Origin of the sequence: uncultured Halorubrum sp. (assembly GCF_937146585.1) — an archaeon.
GTDB lineage: Archaea > Halobacteriota > Halobacteria > Halobacteriales > Haloferacaceae > Halorubrum > Halorubrum miltondacostae.
Map to the genome: position 1 here is coordinate 1 of NZ_CAKZRO010000011.1, position 21,009 is coordinate 21,009.

Sequence of the window (21,009 nt, forward strand, 5' to 3'; positions counted from 1 at the left end):
GACGGCGCGGCGTCGGCGGGTGACGCGGAGTCGGCGGCGACCGCGGAGTCGGCGGGCTGCGGGGCGGCGCCCGGGGCGGTGACGCCGGCCACCGGGGCCACGAGCAGCAGGACCGCGACCACGGCGATCTGGAGGGCTCTCATCGTCTCGGCGTTCGACCCCCGATATAAAAAATCCACCCACTGCGGTCGGAGGACGCGACCGGAGCGATTCGGGCCCGCGGCTGGGCGGTCCGCGGGGTCGCGCCGGGGACTCGTACAGATTTCCTGTCAAAAAACAGCGTATGGAAAGCGTTTTGCCCGGCGCGCGAGTGGCCCGAGACGTATGCGGAACCCCGCCCTTCGCGCGCTCTTGGTCGCGGCCGTCGCGCTCGCGCTGGTCGCGAGCGCCGGCGGCGCGGTCGACGGCGCGACCACCGTCCCCTCTCCCCTCCACGCGGACGACACCGTGGTACACACCGCGGCCGACGCGCCGGTTCGCGGCTCGGTCAACGACCGCTCGACGGCCGCCCGACCGCAGACCGAGGACGTCGTCACGTCGCCGTCTGCGACGCGGATCCGAGTCGCGTTGAACCCCGACCGCAGCGCCGACTGGACCGTCGCGGTGCGGTACTCGCTCGCGGACGAGAACGAGACGGCGACGTTCAGGACCGTCGGCGACCGCTTCCGCGACGGCGAGGTCGGCCCCGACGCCGAGCTGTTCGAGGGGTTCCGGCGCGAGGCGAACCGGAACGTCGACCGGTCGATGGCCATCGAGGGCGTCGAGCGCGAGGTCGTCGTCCACGAGGACCCGAGCGAGTTCGACGTCGCGACGGACGACGCGGCCGCGGTCGGCGAACTCCGGTTGACGTTCACGTGGACCGCCTTCCTCGCGCAGGACGGCGAGAACCTCGTCCTCGGCGACGCGCTGACGACGCCGGACAACGCGACGTGGCTCCGCAGCCTCGGCGCGGACCAGACGCTGGAGGTGCGGACGCCCGAGGGGTACACCGTCACGGGCACGCCGAGCACCGCGGTGACGCAGCTCTCCGACGGCGACGTGATCATCGAGGGGCCGCAGACGTTCGACGGCGGCGAGCCCGTGGCGATAGTGTACGGCCCCGCCGGGGTGGCCTCGCCGCCGTGGGGGATGTTTCTGGCCGCGATCGTGCTCGCCGCGGCCCTCGTCGCCGGGAGCGTCGTCGGGTACCGCCGGGTCAGCGCCGAGGAGGACGCGCCGGGCGACCCGATCGCGAACGGCGATGGCGACGCGCCGGCCGGCACCGAGCGGCGCTCCGCGGGCGACCCCGACGCGGGCGGGACGGAAGACTCCGGCGCGGCCGACGGGTCCGCCGACGGGGAGGGCGAGGAGCCGGACCTTTCGCTCCTGTCGGACGAGGAGCGCGTCGAGCGGCTCCTCGGCGAGAACGGCGGCCGGATGCGGCAGGCCGACATCGTCGCCGAGACCGGCTGGTCCGACGCGAAGGTGTCGCAGCTGCTCTCGGCGATGGCCGACGAGGAGCGCGTCGAGAAGCTCCGGCTCGGCCGCGAGAACCTCATCTCGCTGCCCGACGACGAGGAGGCCGGCGGCGACGTGGGCGGCGATACCGACGGACGCGACGTCGGGCGCTGACCGGCCGGGGTCGCGGCGACGGCCCGCGATCGAGCGCCGCTCCGGCGCGAGAGGGCCGTCGAACCGGGGGGGCGGAGCGGAAACCGCCGGTCCGTCCTCGCCCGTTCCGAAAACCATTACAGGGCGAGCGACCGAGTAACGATCATGAAGGTTCTGGTGACCGTCAAGGAGGTCGCGGAGGCGGACGACGACTTCGCGATCGAGGGGACCGACATCGCCGAGTCCGACCTCGAGTACGACCTCAACGAGTGGGACGACTACGCCGTCGAGGCCGCCGTCCAACTGGCCGAGGCGGGCATCGCCGACGAGGTCGTGACCGTCACCGTCGGACGGGAGCGCACCGAGGAGACGATCCGGATGGCGCTCGCGAAGGGCGCGGACCGCGCGGTCCGCGTCTGGGACGAGGCGCTCGACGGCGCGTTCGCCGACGTCGCCTCGAAGGTCGACCTCTTCGAGGCGGTCGTCGCGGAGGAGGAGCCGGACCTCGTCCTCGGCGGCGTCCAAGCGGCCGACACCGGGTTCGGCGCGACCGGCGTCGCGCTCGCGGAGCGGATCGGCTTCGAGCACGCCGCGGTCGTCAACGACCTCGACGTGGACGCCGACGCGGGCGTGGCGCACGTCCACCGCGAGCTTGAGGGCGGCGTCGAGGAGCTGACCGAGGTCGACCTCCCGGCGGTGTTGACCGTCCAGACCGGGCTCAACGAGCCGCGGTACGCGAGCCTCCGCGGGATCCGACAGGCCCAGCGCAAGGAGATCGCCGCGAAGGACCTGTCCGACCTCGGCCTGACCGCCGACGACGTCGAGAGCTCGCTGACGATCACGTCGATGTACGAGCCCGAGAGCGAGTCCGACGCGGAGATGATCGAGGGCGACGCGGGCGAGTCCGCGGATCGCCTCGCCGAGGTCCTCCGCGAGAAGGGGGTGAGCGCGTGATGAGCGTGCTCGTCGCCGCGGAACACCGTCGCGGAGCGCTCCGGGACGTCTCGTACGAGGCGATCACGGCCGGCCGGGAGCTCGCCGACGCGCGCGGCGCCGACCTCCACGTCGCCGTGATCGGCGGCGACGTCGACGGGTTCGCGGAGGACCTGAACCGCGACGGCGTCGACGCGATCCACACCGTCGCCGACGGCGAGGAGTTCGACCACAACGCCTACCAGGCGGCGCTCTCGCAGCTCGCCGACGGGATCGACGCCGGCGCGGTGGTGCTGCCGAACTCCGTCAACGGGCTCGACTACGCCCCCGCGCTCGCGGAGGCCCTCGGCGTCCCGATCGTGACCGACGCCGTCGGGATGGCGTACGACGACGGGCTCACCGTCACCCGCGAGATGTACGGATCGAAGGTCGAGACGACCGTCGACGTCGCCGGCGACCGGTTCGTCCTCACGGTCCGCGGCGGCGAGTGGCCGCCCGCGGAGGGCGTCGGCGACGCGGCGATCGAGTCGGTCGACGTCGACGTCCCCGAGTCGGGGGCCCGCGTCACCGGCTTCGAGGAGGTCGGCGGCGGCGACGTCGACATCGCGGACGCGGACGTGCTCGTCTCGGTCGGCCGCGGGATCGAGGAGGAGGAGAACATCGAGCTCATCGAGGACCTCGCCGACGCGCTGGGCGCGACGCTGTCCGCCTCCCGGCCGATCGTCGACAACGGCTGGCTACCGAAGAACCGGCAGGTGGGGCAGAGCGGGAAGGTCGTCACGCCCGACGTGTACATCGCGGTCGGCATCTCCGGCGCGGTTCAGCACGTCGCCGGCATGAAGGGGTCGGACACGATCGTCGCGATCAACACCGACCCGAACGCGCCGATCTTCGACATCGCCGACTACGGGATCGTCGGCGACCTCTTCGACGTGGTGCCCGAGCTCATCGACGAGTTCGCGTAGGCGGAACCCGGTCCGCGCGGCGGCGACGCCCGCCGGCCCGCAGCAACGTTCTTTGACCCCGGCGGTGTAGCGGCGCGGCAGGCGCTACGCCGCCGACTCGCGATGATCCCGATCCGCACCGTCGTCCCGACCGCCGCGGAGGCCAGCGCCCTGCTCGGCGGGCTCCGACGGACGGCCGACGCCGACGCGATCGCCGCGGAACTCGCCGGCGACGAGCCCGACGCGGCGCTGCTCGAACTGGTGGAGACCCCGTTCGCGTCCGTCGCCGACGTCGACGAGCGGCTGGCGCGGACCGAGTCGTACCTCCGCGAGCGGGGCGACCGGCGCGCGGTGTTCCTCACGGTGTACGTCCGGATGACGGCGACGGTCCGGGACGCGATCGACGGCGGGGCGTTCGTCGACGCGGAGTGGGCCGCCGCGTACCTCGTCGCCTTCGCGGAGCGCTACCGGCGGGCGCTGGTCGCGTTCGAGCGCCGCGCGTTCGGGTCGCTCCCGCGGCCGTGGCTGCTCGCCTTCGCCGCGGCGGCCCGCGGCGAGACGCTCGTCGCGCAGGACGCTCTGCTCGGGATCAACGCACACATCGCGTACGACCTCACGTACACGCTCGGCGACGTCGGGATCGACTCCGACCGCGGCGTCAAGCGCGAGGACCACGACCGGATAAACGCGATCCTCGCGCGGCTCGTCCAGACGGCGCAGGACGCGCTCGTCGAGGCGTACGACGCGGTCGGGATCGCCGGGATCGACCGGCTGCTCGACCCCTTCGACGACCGGCTGGCGCTGCTGGGGCTGAAGGCGCTCCGGGAGTTCGCCTGGCGGAACGCCGTGTTGCGCGCCGACCTCCCGGCGTGGGCCGGCGAGCCGTACGTCGACTGGCGGACGGAGACCGTCGCGACGGGCGCCGCCGCGGTCCTGCTCGCGCCCGACGTCGACGCCGACGAACACGCTCGCATGCGGGACGCGGAGGTCGACGCGAGCGTGGAGAGGGCCTTCAGCGAGGCGACCCGGCGCCGGACGTAGCGGCGGGACGCGGCGCGCCGGTCGCGTCCCGTTCTCGGTTCGTTTATCACCCCACCGACCCTCGGATCCGACAATGAGCGAGGCCGACGAGCAGGCGGCTGCGACCGCGACCGGGCGGGAGATCTGGATCGAGAAGTACCGGCCGCAGACGCTCGACGACATCCACGGGCAAGAGGCGATCGTCGAGCGCCTCCAGAGCTACATCGCGCAGGACGACGTGCCCCACCTGCTGTTCTCGGGTCCCGCGGGGATCGGCAAGACGACCGCGGCCACCGCCATCGCCCGCGAGATCTACGGCGAGGACAACTGGCGGGGCAACTTCCTCGAGCTCAACGCCTCCGACCAGCGCGGCATCGACGTGGTGCGGGACCGGATCAAGGGGTTCGCGCGCTCGTCGTTCGGCGGCGACTTCCGGATCGTGTTCCTCGACGAGGCGGACTCGCTCACGGACGACGCGCAGTCGGCGCTCCGCCGAACGATGGAGCAGTTCTCCGACAACACGCGCTTCATCCTCTCGTGCAACTACTCGTCGAAGATCATCGACCCGATCCAGTCGCGGTGCGCCGTCTTCCGCTTCTCGCCGCTCTCGGACGAGGCGGTGAGCGGGATGGTCCGCGAGATCGCGGCCGCGGAGGAGATCGAGGTCACCGACGCCGGCGTCGACGCCCTCGTGTACGCGGCCGACGGCGACATGCGCCGCGCGATCAACTCGCTCCAGGCGGCGGCGACGACCGGCGACGTCGTCGACGAGGAGGCGGTGTACGCGATCACGGCGACCGCCCGTCCGGAGGAGATCGAGTCGATGGTGACCGACGCGCTGGACGGCGACTTCGCCAGGGCCCGGTCGACGCTGGACGTGCTGCTCACTGAGACGGGGATGGCCGGCGGCGACGTGATCGACCAGCTCCACCGCTCCGTGTGGGAGTTCGACCTGAGCGAGCGCGAGGCGGTGCGGCTCATGGAGCGCATCGGCGAGGCCGACTACCGGATCGCCGAGGGCGCGAACGAGCAGGTCCAGTTGGAGTCGCTGCTCGCGGCGCTCTCGCTGGGCGAGTAGCGATAGACCGGGTCCGAGTCTCCGCCCGCTTGTCTACCAGGTACAGACCACCCAGCGACGGCGGACACCTCCGAAGCCCCGGCCGCGAGGACGGCGCGTCGTTGAGTCCGGAGTGACGACGGACACCTCCGAAGCCCCAGCCGCGAGGACGGCGCGACTCGTTGCGCTCCTCGTCACTCGCTGCGCTCGTTCCTGCGGTGCTTAGGTCGTCTGCGCCGTCCTCGCGACTGCCCCTTCGAGTCCCGCCCCGCACAGCAACCGCGCCTCACGCCTCCCCAGCCTCGTCGGTCGCCCTCCGCGCTGCTCCGGGCGACCGACTCCAGCGAGGGACCTTCGGTCCCTCTGGCAGTCGGGCGTAGCCCGACGACCTCGCGCGTGCTCCTCGCGGCCGCCTTCGGCGGCCACTCGGAGGCACGCGCCGCCGCGGCGAGCGCGCTTTTTAACTCACGCCGGCGCGGACTCCCGGTATGCTCGTCGTCGTCTCCGACACGCACGCACGCGAGGAGTCGCGGCTACAGGGGCGGACCGCGGAGGCGGTCCGCGAGGCGGAGTTGGTGATCCACGCCGGCGACTTCTACCGGGAGCCGGTGTTGGACGCCTTTCGGTCGGCCGCCGCCCGATTCCGGGCGGTCTACGGCAACAACGACGACGCGGCGATCCGCGACCGGGTTCCCGAGGTGCGGACCGTCGAGTACGCCGGCGTCCGGTTCGCGGTCACGCACCGACACCGCAGCGGCGACACCGGGCTCGTGATGCTCGGCCGCGGCCGCGACGCGGACGCCGTGATCTGCGGCCACAGCCACCGCCCGCGGTTCGACGACGCCGGCGGGCTCCCGATACTGAACCCGGGCAGCCACGCCCAGCCGCGGGGGAACCGGCCGGCGCACGCGGAACTGACTCCGGTCGAGGGCGAGTCCGGAGGCGGGCTCGACGGGCGACTGGTGACGCCGGACGGGGAGCCGTTCGAGACCTTCCGGATCGAGGGAACGAGCGTCGAGTAACGGTACAACTGGGCGATGCGGAGCCGAGAGAATCGCACGGGCGTCGTCGCCGTCGCGTCGGCGGGGACCGATCGCGACGCCCCGCGAACGGCCGGACCGGCCGACGGTCGGGTGCACGGTGGAGCGCACGAGGCGGTTCGGGCGCGGACGCCGGCGGTCGGTCGCGCTGGTCGGCCGGGGAGGGGGTACCGGGCAGGGGAGGGAGCGGTACGGGTCCGACCGGCCGGCGCGTCGGCCGGCTGTTCCGGGCGCGTGAGGGCCGAAGCGGGGGTCGCGATTACACGTAGGAGGGAGACCGACATATACGTGGCTGAGGCACAAACGCGCGTTTTAGCCACCGGTCCGATCGCCCGAAGAACGGGGGGAGGCGGGCGGGGCGCGCGACCACCCGCTCGAAACTTATAACCGCGTGCCGACGGATTCGCTCGTATGCTTCCGGTCCAACCGCTGTTCGTCCTGATTCTGGTGGGACTTCTCGGGCTGTTCTTCTTCGGGTTCCTCCTCGTCCGCCGCACGGTGAGGGGGTTGAACGAGGGGTACAACGACGGGCGGAACTGATGGTACTCGTCACCGCAGCGACGCTGCTCGTCGCCGCCGCCGCGAGCCTCTTCATGGCGTGGTCGATCGGCGCCGGCTCCTCGGGGTCGACCCCGTTCGCGCCCGCCGTCGGCGCGAACGCCATCTCCGTGATGCGCGCCGGCCTGGTCGTCGGCGTCCTCGGCCTGCTCGGCGCGATACTCCAGGGCGCGAACGTGACGGAGGCGGTCGGGACAGAGCTGATCGGCGGCGTGACGCTCACCGCCGCGGCCGCCATCGTCGCGCTCGTCACGGCGGCGGCCTTAGTCGCGATGGGCGTCTTCGCGGGGTACCCGATCGCGACGGCGTTCACCGTCACCGGGGCCGTCGTCGGGGTCGGGCTCGCGATGGGCGGCAGCCCGGCGTGGCCGAAGTACGGCGAGATCATGACGCTGTGGGTGCTCACGCCGTTCGTCGGCGGCGGCGTCGCCTACGGGGTCGCCCGCCTGCTCATCGGCGACGCGCTCTCGGAGCGGCCGCTCACCGCCGTCCTCGCGGGCGTCGTGGGAGCGATCCTCGCGAACGTAGGCTTCGCGCTGCTCGGCCCCGCCGGCGAGCAGGCGTCGGTCGCGACCGTCCTCGGGTCGGGGCTCAACGTCGGGACCGCGGGGGCGCCCGCGGTGACCCTCGCGATCGCCGCGCTCGTCTCGGTCGCCGTGTACGTCGACCTCGGCCGCGACCGCGCGGGGGCGCAGCGGCGGTTCCTGCTCGCGATGGGCGGGCTCGTCGCGTTCTCGGCGGGCGGGTCGCAGGTCGGGCTTGCGATCGGGCCGCTCGTCCCGATATTCAGCGACGTGGGCGTTCCGCTGTGGGCGCTGCTCGTCGGCGGGGGCGTCGGGCTGTTGGCCGGGTCGTGGACCGGCGCGCCGCGGATGATCAAGGCCATCTCGCAGGACTACGCCTCGATGGGACCGCGACGGTCGATCTCGGCGCTCATCCCCTCGTTCGCGATCGCGCAGACCGCCGTCGCCTTCGGGATCCCCGTCTCGTTCAACGAGATCATCGTCTCCGCGATCGTCGGCGCCGGCTACGCGGCGGGCGACGCGGGCGTAAGCCGACGGAAGATGGGATACACGGTGCTTGCGTGGATCGGGTCGCTCGTGGGCGCGTTCACGCTCGGGTTCGGCCTCTACTCGGTAGTCGACTTCGTCGTGTGAAAACTGTCACCGCTGCGAGCCTCGCGAGCCGCGTCAGGCGCGCAGCTCGGGATACGTCGGCAGCCGGCCGGAGCGGACGCCCCCGTCGACGAACGGGAGGTCGACGGCGGTGGCCGGGCTCTCCGCGCCGTCGACGCGGACGGTGACCGCGCCGAGCTCGGCGTCGAACGCGACGAGCGCCAGCGCGACCGGCACGTCCGTCGCGGGGCCGACCGCGGCCCGCGTCACCTCGCCGATCGCCTCGTCGCCGTCGAAGACGGCCGCGCCGGACGCGGGGAGCGCGGCGTCGATCCCCTGCGGGTCCGCGTCCGGGTCGACGTCGGCGACCGCCTCGGCGACGCCGTCGAGTTCGAGGCCGACGAGCCGGCGGCTCGGGCGACCCTGATTCTCCACGCGCGAGACGACCTCCTGGCCGACGTAACACCCCTTGTCGAAGTCGAGCGCGTTCCGGAGGCCGAGCACGTTCGGGACCGCCCCCGCCAGCTCGTGCTCGAAGAGGGGCGTGCCGGCCTCGGTCGCGAGCGCGTCCCACGTCCGGTAGCCGAAGGGCGCGGCGTTGAGCCCGCGGTTGATCAGGGTGTCGAACACGTCGCCCGCGTCGGCGGCGGCGCAGACGATCTCGTACCCCTCCTCGCCGAGCGGGGAGTCCGTCGCGATGACGGTGACGCCGGCGTCGACCATCGACCCGCGGACGAAGGAGAGCGGGCCCTCCGGCGCGCCGGGGCCGCCGAGGACGGAGGCGACCTTCTCGGTCGACTTCGGCCCGTGGACGCCGAACACGCCGAACTCGTCGGAGACGTCGTCGATCTCGACGTCCTGGATGAACACCTTGCCCGCCCAGTCGTCGGCGACCGCCTCGGTCCGCTCCGGCGGGAGGAAGACGAGCAGTCGCTCGTCGGCGTTGTACACGTACATGTCCGTCTCGATCCCGCCTTGGGGGTCGAGGAGGAGCGCGTACGTCCCCTCGCCGTCCGCGGCGGGGACGCGGTTCGAGACGGCGTTGTCCACGAACTCGACGCGGTCGGCCCCCCTGACGGCGAGGACGCCGTACCCCATCTCGATCACGCCGGCGACGTTGCGGACCGCCTTGCCGACGCGGACGGGCTTCCCGTAGTGGTCGACCACCTCGCGGCCGCCGCGGTCGCGGTACACGGCGCCGTGCGCGTCGTGGGTGCCGGAGACGAGCGTCATGGTCGCACGGAGGCGATCGAGAGGCAAAAGGCCGCCGTCTCCGGCGGCTACAGTCCGAGGCGGTCGCGGATCGCGTCGACGAGGCCCTCAGCGGGCTCGTCGGTCGGCGCGTCCGGGTCCGGGATCACCCGCTCGTGGGCGTACACGCGGACGCGCTCATCGGTCTCCACGGTGATCAACGAGTCCTCCTTGAGCGCCGAGAGCGACTCCTCGACGGCGTCGATGTCGGCGTCGACGGCCGCTCGCAGTTCGAGAACGGTCATCCCCTCGTCGCCGCGGTCGACGAGCGCGTCGAGCAGCGCGACCTCGACGTCCGGCCGGTCGCGATATTCCGGCTTTGCGGCCATACCCGTTCCTTGTGCGGGGCGGACTTTACGTCTACCGGCGGTCGGAGGGGCACAGCGAACGTCTGAAGACGGTGAGTGGACGGGCGCGGCGACCGTCAGAAGGCGGCGGGTGGAGCGTCAGCGAACGAGCCGAGAACAGGTGCCACAGAGGTTCTCCTCTTTCACGTCGACCTCGCGGACGGTCGGGGAGAACGACATCACGCACTTGCTGTTGTCGCAGTGCTCCAGGCCGAGGGTGTGGCCGATCTCGTGGACGACCTCCTTGCGGACGCGGTCGCCGAAGACGTCGATCGCGGGCTTGGTTGAGACGCCGCCGTCGGAGGAGGTGCGGAGCCGGTGCGTGGAGATGACGGAGCCGCTCCCGTTGAGGTACGCGAGGCCGAACACGTAGTTCCGGCGGCGGTAGTAGAGGTCCTCGGGCGTGATCCCGATGTTCTTCTCGCCGCCGCCGACCCGCGTGACCGTCTCGATGAGGTCCTCGGCGCGGTACTGGTCGCGGTCGGCGTCGAAGGCGGTGTCGGGGATCGGTTGGTCGTCGTGGACCGTCACGTCACAGTCGTATACGGAACGCAGCGCACCGGAGGCCTCCCGTTTCACTCGGGGGGTGACCTCCCCGACCGGGACGATGTCCACGAGCATGAAATCGCTTTTGACCGCCGCGGTCATAAAGGCCGCGCCGTGGGACCACCACCGCCATCGGAGCGGGCGCTCGTCGGCGCGCTCGACCCGTACGAGCGCCTGATCGAAGTCGGCGTCGGACGGCGCCCGGCGGTCGCTCGGGCGCTCGCCGACCGGGGCCGCGAGGTCGTCGCGTTCGACGTCGACGTGAGCGAGGCGGCGCGGGACGCCGCGACGGAGGGACGGACCCCGAACGGGGGATCGCTCCGCGTCGTCGCCGCGGACGTGACGGTACTCGCGACCGCCGCAGACGACCGAGCGGTTCGGAACGCCCTCGGGCTCGACGCGGGCGGCGTCGACGCGGTGTACGCGCGGAACCTCCCCGCCGAACTCCAGCGACCGACCGTCGCCCTCGCCGAGGTCCTCAACGCTGCCTGCCTGTTCACCGCGCTCGGCTTCGAGGAGCCGGTCGTCGGCGTGTCCCGCCGCGCGGCCGCGTCGGGGACCGTCGTGTACGCGGCGCGCTGACGGGTCGCCGCCGTCGCCGCGTCGCTCGGACCGGCGACGCCGACCGCGAACCCGAACGTTCATTCCGCCGCCGGGCGGCGTTGCGGTATGCAGGTCGACGCAGTGGTCCTCGACATCGACGGGGTGTTAGTCGACGTGGCGGACTCCTACCGTCGGGCGATCCTCGAATCGGTGGACCGGGTCTGCGGCAAGCCGATCGACCGCGACGCGGTCCAGGCGTTCAAAGACGCCGGCGGGTTCAACAACGACTGGGAGCTGACGGACGCGGCGGCGCTGTTCGTGCTGGCCCGCCGCGAGGGGCTCCGGATGGACGTCGACGAGTTCACCGACCGCGTCGCCGACCTCGGCGGCGGGCTCGACGCCGCCAAGGAGGTCGTCGGCGACCTCCCGCGGGTCGCGCAGGCCCGCGTCCGCGACCAGTGGGACCGAGACGAACTCCGCGAGACGTTTCAGGCGCTGTACCTCGGCGGCGAACTGTACCGCGAGTTGGAGGGCGGCGAGCCGCCGTCCGAGGAGGACGGGTACATCCACGACGAGCCGACGCTCGTCGACCCCGACACGATCGCCGACCTCACCGCGCGATTCGACGTGGGCGTCCTCACCGGCCGGCCGGCCGCGGAGGCCGACATCGCCTTGGAGCGTGTCGGCCTCGACGTGCCCGATGACCGCCGGTTCACGATGGACGACTGGGAGGAGGGGAAACCGCACCCCAGAGCGCTCGTCGAGCTCGCCGAGCGGTTCGACGTCGAGCGCGTCGCGTTCGCGGGCGACACCCTCGACGACGTGCGGACCGCGCGCAACGCCGACGAGGCCGACGAGACGCGGGTCTACTACGGCGTCGGCGTCCTCACCGGCGGGCTCACCGGCGAGGCCGGCCGCGAGAAGTTCGCCGGGAACGGGGCCGACGCGGTCGTCGAGGACGTGAACGAGCTGGTGGAGCTGTTGGAGTAGTCGCCACTGCGACGTGGCCACGGCTTCGTCGACGTAGTTTTGGAAATGGGCCTTGCCGGATTTGAACCGGCGATCACTCCGTTATGAGCGGAGGGCTTTGAGCCAGACTAAGCTAAAGGCCCGGCGATCGCAGGTATACAAGGGATCTTCTTTAGGTTACCGCATTACCCCGACCGGAGCTCGTCGAGAACCGTATCGAGCCGGTACTCCGCGTGCCAGTTGACGTTCGCTCGGTTGTTGTTCGCTGCGGGCTCGTATCGGATCGTCGTCACCGCCGATCCCGCGTCGTCGATCGAGACGAGATACACTTCTTCCGTTCGGACGTTCAGAGCGGCGAAGTAGTCGATCTTTCCGTCGTATCCCTCTCGCTCGTATCCGTCGCTTTTGGTTCGGACGCTCCGAGTCCGGAACTCCACCGCGCCGTCACTCTTCCCGTCGTAGGCCGTCTTGACCTGTAACCGGTAGAATTCGTCGTCGACCCTGATGACGAGATCGTACGGTTCGTTGTCGTACGCCGGCGTGAGTACCGAGACGTCCCGAGCGATCAGTTCAGCGGTGACGATCGCTTCCGTGGCCTGCCCGCGCTTCTGTGGCTCTTCGAGGCGGTCGTACTGTTCGAAACGCGACATACGAGGGGATGAGTCGGTCCCGTACAAAACGAGTGGCCGCGAGCGAAGAGGGACGCCGAAGCCAGGACTCGAACCTGGGACCGCCTCGTGACTGTGACGGCCGGGGGAGGTTCCGCCGAACGTCGTAACAGCGAGGCGCTCTACCAACTGAGCTACTTCGGCTCACTTCCGGGTACTCGCGTCGTTTTGATAGGGCTTTCGTTTCCGCCCGACGGAGAGGGATCCGGGGGATGCGAAACGATACCGAGACAGTCGTCGCTCCGGGGCCGATCCGACCGACACGTTTTCGGCCGGACCGCGAGACCGTTCGGTATGGACGAGTTGGAGGCGGTGCTGTCGCGGGTCCGCGAGCGGGTCCTCCCGGAGCCAGAAGAGCGCGAGCGGCTGCGAGCGGCGGCCGCGACGCTGACCGACCGGACCCGCGAGGCGATCGCCGACCTCCCCGTCGACGCCGACGCGGTCCAGGTCGGGTCGACGGCGCGGGGCACGTGGGTCGCGGGCGACCGCGACATCGATCTCTTCGTCCGGTTCGACGCGGACCTCGACCGCGCCGAACTGGAGGAGTACGGCCTCGACGTCGGCCACGCGGTCCTCCCCGACGGCCACGAGGAGTTCGCCGAGCACCCGTACGTGAAGGGGAGCTACGAGGGGTTCGACGTCGACCTCGTGCCCTGTCACGACGTGGAGACGGCGGGAGACCTGGTCTCCGCGGTCGACCGCACGCCGTTCCACGACGCGTACCTCTCCGCGCGGCTCGACGACGACCTCGCCGCGGACGTGGTGCTGGCGAAGGCGTTCCTGAAGGGGATCGGCGCGTACGGTAGCGACCTCCGCACCGAGGGGTTCTCGGGGTATCTCACGGAGCTGCTCGTGTTGGAGCTCGGCGGGTTCGTCCCGCTCGTCGAGTCGGCGCGGAGCTGGCACCCGCCGGTGGAGTTCGACCCCGAGGGGCACGCCGAGCGCACGTTCGACGATCCCCTCGTCGTCGTCGACCCGACGGACCCGACGCGGAACGTCGCGGCGGTCCTGTCGGCGACGAACCTCGCGCGCTTCCAGCACTACGCGCGGGAGCTGCTCGCGGCCCCGACCGAGGGGCTCTTCGAACCGGACGAGCCGGAGCCGCTCGACCCCAAGGAGGTCCGCGCGCACCTCGACCGGCGGGGGACGACGCCGGTCGCGGTCGTCTTCGACGCGCCCGACGTGGTCGACGACCAGCTGTGGCCGCAGCTCCGCCGATCGCTGGACGGGATCGTCGGCGGCCTCAACGAGCGGGGGTTCGACGTGCTCCGAGCGCGCGCCATGACCGACGCCGCGGGAGAGACGGACGGCAGCAGGGGAAGTGACGTCGACGGGGCGAGCGGCGACGAGAAGGCGACCGAGCGCGCCGACGCCGACGAGTCGACGCGGGCCGCGCTGTACGCGGAACTAGAGGTGACCGAACGACCGGCGGTCGCGCGTCACGAGGGGCCGCCGGTCGCGGTACGGAAACACGCCGCGAGCTTCTACGAGTCGTACGTGGACGACGTCGACCCGGACACGTACGGGCCGTTCATCGACGGGGACCGGTACGTCGTCGAGCGCGAGCGGGAGTTCGCCACCGTCCGGGAGTACTTGGAGAGCGACGCCGCGGGCGACGTGGCGCTCGGCGCGCGGGTGGAGCCGGCGTTCGACGACCGCGACGTGCTGGTCGGCGAGGCGGTCGCGACGCTCGCGCCCGCGTTCGGCCGACCGTTGCGGGAGTTCTACGAGCCCCGACCGTGAGGCTGCCGAGGAGGACCGCTGGGAAGCAACCAAGAGGGACGGCCACGAAGCGGCCGATAGCGACCGTGACGAGAGGCGGTCAACTGGAGAGTCGGTCGAGGAGCCAGTAGACGACCGCGGCGACGGCGGCGACGACCAGCGCGACCGCCGTGAGGAGGCCGGCGGCGCGGGGGAACGTCAGCCAGAACGCGGCGTAGAAGGCGAGCGCGAAGACGAACAGCCCGACGACGAGCAGTCCCCGCGAGGGGTTCTGGGCGGCGGCGACGAAGCCGCGCTGGAGGATCGAGAGGTCGCCGAAGTCGGGGACGTCCTCGGGGGCCGCATCGTCGGCGGAACCTCCCGAGTCGGCCGGAGCGGTCGACTCGCCGTCGACGGAGCGGTCGGTGTCGGTCACGGCCCCGCGTAGGGACCGGAGGATCCTGTACCTATCGCTTCCCGACCTCCGGCGGAGTAATTCCGGCTGAACGGTCTCGGTCGGCGGGAGCAACCGACGCTTAGCCGAAGACGCGAGCGGCGAGGAGCGACCCGAAGAGAAAGGCGGCCAGCGCCGCGGCGAGCGTCGCGGCCGCGAGTGTCGCCGCGGCGCGTGGCCCGCGCTCGGTCGCTGCGCGGGCCGTTCCCACCGCGAACGATGAGAACGTCGTGAATGCGCCGCAGAAGCCGACGCCGAATAACAGCGCCGCGGTCGAGCCGATCGGGGCGGCGGACACCGCCCCGAGCGCGAAGCTCCCGAGCGCGTTGACGAGGAGGACCGACCGGCGCCCCTCGACGCGGAGGCCGACCGCGTGGCGCGAGACGGCCCCGAGCGCGCCGCCGACGCCGACGAGCGTCGCCGCGAGCAGCGGTGTCGCGGTCATCGCCGCCACCCCCGGCCGACCGCGAGGCCGAGCGCGGCCGCGGCGAACCCGGTCGCGTAGCTGACGCCGACGTACCACGCGCCCGCCGGCGTCCCGAGCGCGACCGCGTCGGCGACGAACGTGCTGTACGTCGTGAACGAGGAGAGCGCGCCCGTTCCGACGAGCAGTCGGATCCGGTCGCTCGACGCGCGGGTCAGGAGGATACCGAGGGCGAACGAGCCGACGACGTTCGCGACCAGCGTCCCGACGCCGGTCGGGACGCCAGCGAGGGGGGCGAGCCGGCTACCGGACGCAGCGGCGAGAACGCCGCCGACCCCCACGTCGACGGCGTGTCTGGCGACCGCGCCGAGGAAGCCCCCGGCCGCGACGAGGAGGAATCCGTACGGCGTTCGTTCCATGCGCCGGGGTGTCGCCGGCGCGACTTGTGGGTTCTGAACCCCGTCACCCCGGCCCGCCGTCCGACAACCGACTCGCCCGCGGGCTCTCGCCCTCGTGAGGCGTCCGTCGCTCGCGGATCCGAACCGTATGGGCCGTCTCCGTGGCGTCGTCGACGACGAGCGCCTCGCCGACGCCGTCGGGGAGCCGCGAGGCGAGGTCGCCGGCGAGGTAGGTCGCCTCCGCCGCCGCCAATCGGTCGACGTCGCGCGCGGCCGTGAGGCGGTGGGAGACGAGCAGGTCGGACTGCGAGACGGCGACGCTCGGCAGCGCGGCCGGCCGCTGGGTCGCACAGACCACTGAGACGCCCGGAGCGCGCCCGCGGGTGAGGAGCGTCCGGAGCGCGGACTCGGCCACACCGTCGAAGAAGGCGTGCGCCTCGTCGACGAGCAGCCACGGGAGCCGCGAGAGATCGCCCGCGATCCGCGCGTCGTAGAGCCCGCGGGCGACCGCGCGAACCACGGCCGCGGCGGCGGCGTCGGGGATTCCGGCGAGGTCGATGACGGCGGGAGCGCCCTCTGCCGCGAGGGACGCGACCGGCGGCGCGTCGGCGTCGAAGACGTCCCACGAGGCCGCCAGCCGGAGGTGGTTCGCGGCGGCGCGCCGCGTCTCACGCGGGGCGTCGGCCGCGGCGACCGCCTCGCGGAGCGCCGCGATCGACGGCGAGGGGTCCGGCTCGGTTGTAATGTCCGAGTCCCTCGCGGCTCCAGGCTCGTCGTCGACGGCGTCGGCGACGACGCGCCAGACGAGGCTCCCGGGCCCGCTCGCCGGATCGAGCCCGAGCAACGGCGGCCAGGCGGACGGCGGTATCGAGGCGGGCCGGACCGCGGGGTCGACGACGCGGCCGCCGGCGACCTCGAGGCCGCCGAAGACGCCCATCGGATCGACGACGACCGGCGCGACGCCCTCGGCGGCGGCGAGTTCCTCCGCGAGGACGCCGAGCGTGTACGACTTCCCGGTGCCCCGCTTCCCGAAGACGACGCCCGCGTGCGGGCGGTCGAGGTCGACGCCGACCGCCGCGCCGGCGCTCCCGTCGCGGGCGAGGAAGGACCCGATCCGAGCGGTGTGGGGCCGTTGGTCGGCGTCGCGGTCGTTCCCGTCGTCGCAGTTCGTCTCGTCACCGTGTGCGGTCCCGTCGTCGCTCGCGGTCCCGCGGTCGAGGTCGTCGGTCGTTCCGCCGCGACCGAGTACGTACACGCGGTCGGGTGGCCCCGGTATCGGATAAAAACGGTCGGACGACGTTTTATAACCGATGCCGCGGCCAGCGGGCCGTATGTCCGATCGAACACACGACTCGCGCACCGCGAACCGCCGGACGTTCAGCACCGACACCCGCGCGATAGAGGGGCTTCCGGTCCGGCTCGTCATCGCGCTCGTCGTCGGGGTCGCCAGCCTCAGCGTGATGATGGGCATGATCGGCGACATCGACGGCCTCGCCGCGACGGAGCTCGACGCACAGCCGCAGCCGGAGGTGACCACGCCCGGCGACCAGTCGCTGGACGTGGCGGTCGTCGACCCCGACGGCTCCCGCGTCGCGGACGCGACGGTCATCGTCCGCGGCGGCTCGGCGCGGATCGACGGCGTCGCCACCGCGGAGACGAACGCGGAGGGCGTCGCGACCGTGGACGTCGATCCTGAACTCGGTCCGAATCAGGCCGACGGGACGCTCACGATAGACGTCAAGCCGCCGGCTGAGGGCGACTACGTCGACGAACGGGGGAACACGGAGGTGCTCGTCGTCGAGGAGTGAGGCGGCGATTCCGACCGCGGAGCGCCGGGCCTCAGAGGTGGTCGTCCCAGTCGATCCAGTCCTGTTCCCAGCCGTGCCGGCGGCGGCGACCGCGCTCGGCGCGTTCGGCGTCCTCGCGACGGGTGCGGTTTCGCTCCATCCCGGGCTGCTCGCCGTCGACGAGCATCGGTTGGAGCCGCGCCGGCCCGTGCGTCTCGACCGTCTCGAAGCCGGCCGGTGCGGGGTCATCGCCCGCGTCGGCGTCCGGTGCGGCCGACGGCTCGATCGCCGTGACCGTCTGAACGCCCGCGCCGCGCGGGTAGACGATCCGGCCGCCGGGCGCGAGCTGTTCGCGGAGGGCGCGCGGCGGTTCGACGACGGCGGCCTCGAGGAGGATCCGGTCGTACGGCGCGTACGCCGGGAGCCCGTCGGCCCCGTCCGCGCGGTCGACGAGGACCGCTTCGTAGCCCGCGGCGTCGAGGTTCGACCGCGCGGCGGCGACGGCGGCGCGGTCGATGTCGACCGCGTGGACGCGGCGCGCGCCGGCGATCTCGGCGAGCATCGCGACCGAGTAGCCGATCCCCGCGCCGACGACAAGGACCGTGTCGTCCCCCTCGACGTCGAGCGCGGTGACCAGCCTGACCACCGTCGCGAGGGAGAGCGAGTGGGGGTCGTCCTCGTCGACGACGCCGCCGCGGGGCGAGTCGTCGACGAAGGGGTCGCGGGGGACGCGCTGGAGCGCGGTCAGCACGGGCGGCTCGATCGGTTCGCCGATCTGGTGTTCGAGCCCCTCGATCATGTCCGCCCTGAGCGACGCGTCGTCCATGCGCGGTCTGAGGGCTCGGTCCTCTAAAACTGTGTGTTCGGCGGGCCGGCTACCGCATCGGGACGAACCGCACGCCGCCGTGGTCCTCGCGGTCGACGCCGTCCTCTCGGACCGCGAGTCGGACGAGCCGCTGGCGACCGCCGTCCGCGACGGGAGCGACCACGTGACCGCCCGGTCGGACGCGGTCGACGATCGCGTCGGGGACCGCCTCGGGCGCTGCGCAGGTGAGGTACGCGGCGTCGAACGGGGCCTCGTCGGCGAACGCCTCCCGCCCGTCGGCGGCCGCGACGGTCACGTCGTAGCCGAGGCGATCGAGGCGATCGCGGGCGGCGGTCGCCAGGTCGGGGAGGCGCTCGGCCGAGAAGACGTTCCCCGGGCCGACGACCTCGGCGACGACCGCAGCGTGGTAGCCGCAGCCGGTCCCCACCTCGAGGACGCGGTCGCCGCGCTCGACGTCGAGGAGGTCCGTCATCACCGCGACCATGTGCGGCGCGCTGATCGTCTGGTCGTGGCCGATCGGGAGCGGTCGGTCGGCGTACGCCGACTCGCGGTGCGTCTCGGGAACGAACTCGTGGCGGGGGACGGCCCCGATCGCCGACAGCGTCCGCTCGCTCGCGTCGAGGCGCCGTCGGAGCGCGCTCACGAGGTCGCGTCGTTCGGCCGCGCGGTCGCCGTCGTTCATGCGAGTCGGTAGCACGGTGTGCGTGGAGAAAGCATCGGCGGGGGGAAGGGGTCGAGCCGGTCGGGTCAGTTCACGTCGATCCGGTGCCCCTCGTCCGCGTCGACCGCGTCGAGCGGGACCGTCACGGTGAGGACGCCGTGGCGGTACGTCGCGGTCGCGTCGTCGAGGCGGGCGGTCGCCGGGAGGTCGACGGTCCGGGTGACGGACTCGTGACGGCGCTCGCGGCGGAGGTATCGACGGTCCGCGTCCTCGCGCTCCGCGGCGCGCTCGGCCGCGATCGTGAGTCGGTCCTCCAGTGCCCGGACGTCGATCTCGTCGCGGTCGAACCCGGGGAGGTCGGCCATCACGACGTACTCGTCGTCGTACTCGGCGACGTCGATGTCGGCGGTCCGGAGGTCGCGGCCCCAGGCCCGCTCGCCGGCGAAGGGGGTGCGGCCGAGGAGCTGCTCGATCTCGTCGAAGGGATTCGTCGCGTCCATACCGACAGGAAGGGGCCGTGAGGTATTAAATAGCGACTGACGCGTGCTATCTCGCGGCCGCGGCGGCTTCCGGTATCTCGGCCGCGCTCGCGCTCCGCGCCGCGCGCGCCGGCGAGACTAGGGACTCAGCTGACGTCGATCGTGTGCCCGCGGTCGTCGTCGGGCGAGCGCTTGGGGAGCGTGACGGTGAGCACGCCGGCGTCGAACGAGGCCGTCGCCGCGTCGGCCTCGACTGGTCCGGGAATCGGAACCCGGCGGGAGACGGAACTGAACCGGCGCTCGCGGCGGTGATAGCGGACGTCGTCGGAGTCGTCGGCGTCTTCAGAGTCGTCCGCATCTGCCGCGTCGCCCTCATCCTCTGCCGGTTCGTCGGCGTGACCTCCCTCGTCGACGGCGAACTCGGTCGACTCCTCCCGGGAGCCGGTGATCACGAGCGCGTCGTCGCGCAGTTCGACGTCGACGTCGTCGGCGTCGAACCCGGGGAGGTCGGCGAGGACGGTGATCGTCTCGTCGTCCTCGACCACGTCGACGTCGACGTCGCGAGCGCCCGGGAACCGCGGGACCTCGGGGCCGGTCCCCTCGAGCGTCCCACCGAGTTCCTCGAACTCGCGGCCCATCCGTTCGAGCAGGTCTTCGATCTCGTCGAAGGGATCGCGTCGGGTCATACAGGTCAGGATTCGTGACGGAGCGTCTTGAACGTACTGGCGGAGCGGGCGACGCGGGCCGGATTGGAACGCGGCCGACAGACACTATCCGCTGGGGGCCCTGGCGATCGTATGCGCCTGTTTTGGCACCGAGGCGACGCGCGGACGCGGGACAACGCCGGACTCGCCGCCGCGGCGCGGGAGGGCGAGGTCGTGCCGGTGTTCGTGTACGACGCCGACCTGCTCGGAACGGTCGGCGCGCGCCAGCGCGCGTTCTTCCTCCGCCACGTGAAGCGACTGGAGGAGCGGTATCGCGAACTGGGGAGCGACCTGATCGTCCGCGCCGGCGACCCGGCGGAGGTCCTCGTCGACCTCGCCGCGGAGCACGACGCCGAGGCGGTGTTCTACAACGAGCAGTACCGAGCGGCCCGTCGGAACCGACAGCGGGCCGTGGAAGACGCGCTCGCCGGCGCGGGCGTCGACACGGACTCGCGGACCGACCTCGTCATGGTCGACCCCGGGCGGCTGGAAGCGCGCTACCCGAACCACAGTCAGTTCCACGGCGACTGGGAGGCCGTGCCGAAGCGCGGTCCGTACGCCGAGCCGGACGCGGACGCGCTGGCCGACGTGCGCGACGGGAAGACGGTCCCCGAGCCCGACGCCGACATCGACCTCCCCGACGCGGGGTACGAGGCCGCCCGCGAGCGGTTCGACGAGTTCCTCGACTACGGGATCACCTCGTACAACGACACCCGCGACGACCTCCCGAAGGCCGTCGAGGCCCCGACGCACGCCGTCTCGCGGATGTCGCCGTACCTCGCGACCGGGGCGATCGGGATCCGCGAGCTGTGGGCGGGCGCGGGCGACGTGTACGACGCCGTGACCGGCGGCGAGCGCCGCAACGTCGACAAGTACCGGTACGAGCTCTCGTGGCGCGAGCAGATGTACCACCTGCTGTACTACAACCCGGACCTGGCCGTGTCGAACTACAAGTCGTTCCCGAACGAGATCGCGTGGCGCGACGACGACGCGG

Annotated in this window: 25 protein-coding genes and 2 tRNA genes; 13 read left to right on the top strand and 14 right to left on the bottom strand. The window is 72.3% G+C overall.

What is annotated here, in order from left to right:
* Positions 1–324: 324 nt before the first annotated feature.
* From Q0116_RS00810 to Q0116_RS00845, 8 genes are all read left to right on the top strand, one after another.
* Positions 325–1,611, top strand: coding sequence for a hypothetical protein (locus tag Q0116_RS00810; RefSeq protein WP_297884586.1), 1,287 nt, complete (start codon positions 325–327; stop codon positions 1,609–1,611).
* A gap of 144 nt (positions 1,612–1,755) precedes the next feature.
* Complete coding sequence (locus Q0116_RS00815) at positions 1,756–2,544, top strand: electron transfer flavoprotein subunit beta/FixA family protein (RefSeq protein ID WP_297884588.1); 789 nt, start codon at positions 1,756–1,758, stop codon at positions 2,542–2,544.
* On the top strand, positions 2,544–3,488 hold the full coding sequence (locus Q0116_RS00820; protein WP_297884590.1) for an electron transfer flavoprotein subunit alpha/FixB family protein: 945 nt from the start codon (positions 2,544–2,546) through the stop codon (positions 3,486–3,488). The genes Q0116_RS00815 and Q0116_RS00820 overlap by 1 nt, the downstream gene beginning before the upstream one ends.
* A gap of 102 nt (positions 3,489–3,590) precedes the next feature.
* Positions 3,591–4,508 carry a DUF5995 family protein gene (locus Q0116_RS00825; protein ID WP_297884592.1) on the top strand — a complete coding sequence of 306 codons (918 nt, stop codon included), beginning with the start codon at positions 3,591–3,593 and terminating at the stop codon, positions 4,506–4,508.
* A 73-nt stretch (positions 4,509–4,581) separates the two neighbouring features.
* The gene (locus Q0116_RS00830) at positions 4,582–5,565 is read left to right on the top strand and encodes a replication factor C small subunit (protein ID WP_297884593.1); all 984 of its coding nucleotides are present in this window, start codon (positions 4,582–4,584) and stop codon (positions 5,563–5,565) included.
* Positions 5,566–6,032: 467 nt separating this feature from the next.
* Entirely contained in the window at positions 6,033–6,566 is a 534-nt protein-coding gene (locus Q0116_RS00835; protein WP_297884595.1) for a metallophosphoesterase, read from the top strand.
* Between the two features lie 429 nt (positions 6,567–6,995).
* A complete protein-coding gene (locus Q0116_RS00840) occupies positions 6,996–7,124 on the top strand; it encodes a hypothetical protein (RefSeq protein ID WP_297884597.1) in 129 nt (42 codons plus the stop codon).
* A complete protein-coding gene (locus Q0116_RS00845) occupies positions 7,124–8,299 on the top strand; it encodes an inorganic phosphate transporter (protein WP_297884599.1) in 1,176 nt (391 codons plus the stop codon). Before Q0116_RS00840 ends, Q0116_RS00845 begins: the two co-directional genes overlap by 1 nt.
* Before the next feature lie 33 nt (positions 8,300–8,332).
* Here Q0116_RS00845 and Q0116_RS00850 read toward each other — a convergent pair whose 3' ends face one another.
* From Q0116_RS00850 to Q0116_RS00860, 3 genes are all read right to left on the bottom strand, one after another.
* Complete coding sequence (locus Q0116_RS00850) at positions 8,333–9,490, bottom strand: aminomethyltransferase family protein (protein WP_297884601.1); 1,158 nt, start codon at positions 9,488–9,490, stop codon at positions 8,333–8,335.
* 47 nt (positions 9,491–9,537) lie between these two features.
* A complete protein-coding gene (locus Q0116_RS00855; protein WP_297884602.1) occupies positions 9,538–9,837 on the bottom strand; it encodes a DUF6432 family protein in 300 nt (99 codons plus the stop codon).
* 117 nt (positions 9,838–9,954) lie between these two features.
* The gene (locus Q0116_RS00860; RefSeq protein WP_297884604.1) at positions 9,955–10,476 is read right to left on the bottom strand and encodes an archaemetzincin family Zn-dependent metalloprotease; all 522 of its coding nucleotides are present in this window, start codon (positions 10,474–10,476) and stop codon (positions 9,955–9,957) included.
* A 39-nt stretch (positions 10,477–10,515) separates the two neighbouring features.
* Here Q0116_RS00860 and Q0116_RS00865 point away from each other — a divergent pair, with 39 nt between their 5' ends.
* Positions 10,516–10,983: a UPF0146 family protein gene (locus tag Q0116_RS00865; RefSeq protein ID WP_297884605.1), complete on the top strand. Its 468-nt coding sequence runs from the start codon at positions 10,516–10,518 to the stop codon at positions 10,981–10,983.
* A gap of 87 nt (positions 10,984–11,070) precedes the next feature.
* Positions 11,071–11,934, top strand: coding sequence for a TIGR01548 family HAD-type hydrolase (locus tag Q0116_RS00870; protein ID WP_297884607.1), 864 nt, complete (start codon positions 11,071–11,073; stop codon positions 11,932–11,934).
* 46 nt (positions 11,935–11,980) lie between these two features.
* Here Q0116_RS00870 and Q0116_RS00875 read toward each other — a convergent pair.
* The 3 genes from Q0116_RS00875 to Q0116_RS00885 all read right to left on the bottom strand — a co-directional run bounded on the left by Q0116_RS00875 (position 11,981) and on the right by Q0116_RS00885 (position 12,725).
* A tRNA-Ile gene (locus Q0116_RS00875) sits at positions 11,981–12,056 on the bottom strand.
* 42 nt (positions 12,057–12,098) lie between these two features.
* Positions 12,099–12,563 carry a group I intron-associated PD-(D/E)XK endonuclease gene (locus Q0116_RS00880; protein WP_297884628.1) on the bottom strand — a complete coding sequence of 155 codons (465 nt, stop codon included), beginning with the start codon at positions 12,561–12,563 and terminating at the stop codon, positions 12,099–12,101.
* 53 nt (positions 12,564–12,616) lie between these two features.
* Positions 12,617–12,725: transfer RNA gene (locus Q0116_RS00885), tRNA-Asn, on the bottom strand.
* Positions 12,726–12,875: 150 nt separating this feature from the next.
* Here Q0116_RS00885 and cca point away from each other — a divergent pair.
* Complete coding sequence (gene cca / locus Q0116_RS00890; protein WP_297884609.1) at positions 12,876–14,324, top strand: CCA tRNA nucleotidyltransferase; 1,449 nt, start codon at positions 12,876–12,878, stop codon at positions 14,322–14,324.
* 79 nt (positions 14,325–14,403) lie between these two features.
* Here the strand turns inward: cca and Q0116_RS00895 are convergent, their stop codons facing one another.
* The 4 genes from Q0116_RS00895 to Q0116_RS00910 form a co-directional block, all read right to left on the bottom strand.
* The gene (locus tag Q0116_RS00895; protein ID WP_297884611.1) at positions 14,404–14,718 is read right to left on the bottom strand and encodes a hypothetical protein; all 315 of its coding nucleotides are present in this window, start codon (positions 14,716–14,718) and stop codon (positions 14,404–14,406) included.
* A gap of 100 nt (positions 14,719–14,818) precedes the next feature.
* Positions 14,819–15,181: a CrcB family protein gene (locus Q0116_RS00900; RefSeq protein WP_297884613.1), complete on the bottom strand. Its 363-nt coding sequence runs from the start codon at positions 15,179–15,181 to the stop codon at positions 14,819–14,821.
* Positions 15,178–15,579, bottom strand: a complete 402-nt coding sequence (locus Q0116_RS00905) for a CrcB family protein (RefSeq protein WP_297884615.1) — start codon at positions 15,577–15,579, stop codon at positions 15,178–15,180. Before Q0116_RS00905 ends, Q0116_RS00900 begins: the two co-directional genes overlap by 4 nt.
* Positions 15,580–15,622: 43 nt before the next feature.
* Positions 15,623–16,834, bottom strand: a complete 1,212-nt coding sequence (locus Q0116_RS00910) for an ATP-binding protein (protein WP_297884630.1) — start codon at positions 16,832–16,834, stop codon at positions 15,623–15,625.
* 55 nt (positions 16,835–16,889) lie between these two features.
* On the opposite strand from Q0116_RS00910, the gene Q0116_RS00915 reads away from it, so the two are divergent.
* The gene (locus tag Q0116_RS00915; RefSeq protein ID WP_297884616.1) at positions 16,890–17,366 is read left to right on the top strand and encodes a carboxypeptidase regulatory-like domain-containing protein; all 477 of its coding nucleotides are present in this window, start codon (positions 16,890–16,892) and stop codon (positions 17,364–17,366) included.
* A gap of 31 nt (positions 17,367–17,397) precedes the next feature.
* Here the strand turns inward: Q0116_RS00915 and Q0116_RS00920 are convergent, their stop codons facing one another.
* The 4 genes from Q0116_RS00920 to Q0116_RS00935 all read right to left on the bottom strand — a co-directional run bounded on the left by Q0116_RS00920 (position 17,398) and on the right by Q0116_RS00935 (position 19,997).
* The gene (locus Q0116_RS00920; RefSeq protein ID WP_297884618.1) at positions 17,398–18,171 is read right to left on the bottom strand and encodes a protein-L-isoaspartate O-methyltransferase; all 774 of its coding nucleotides are present in this window, start codon (positions 18,169–18,171) and stop codon (positions 17,398–17,400) included.
* 49 nt (positions 18,172–18,220) lie between these two features.
* Entirely contained in the window at positions 18,221–18,853 is a 633-nt protein-coding gene (locus Q0116_RS00925; RefSeq protein ID WP_297884620.1) for a protein-L-isoaspartate(D-aspartate) O-methyltransferase, read from the bottom strand.
* Between the two features lie 65 nt (positions 18,854–18,918).
* Positions 18,919–19,332, bottom strand: coding sequence for an Hsp20/alpha crystallin family protein (locus tag Q0116_RS00930; protein ID WP_297884622.1), 414 nt, complete (start codon positions 19,330–19,332; stop codon positions 18,919–18,921).
* 125 nt (positions 19,333–19,457) lie between these two features.
* Positions 19,458–19,997: an Hsp20/alpha crystallin family protein gene (locus Q0116_RS00935; protein WP_297884624.1), complete on the bottom strand. Its 540-nt coding sequence runs from the start codon at positions 19,995–19,997 to the stop codon at positions 19,458–19,460.
* A 111-nt stretch (positions 19,998–20,108) separates the two neighbouring features.
* Here Q0116_RS00935 and Q0116_RS00940 point away from each other — a divergent pair.
* Positions 20,109–21,009: deoxyribodipyrimidine photo-lyase (locus Q0116_RS00940; RefSeq protein ID WP_297884626.1), on the top strand; the 901-nt coding region annotated here is incomplete at its 3' end.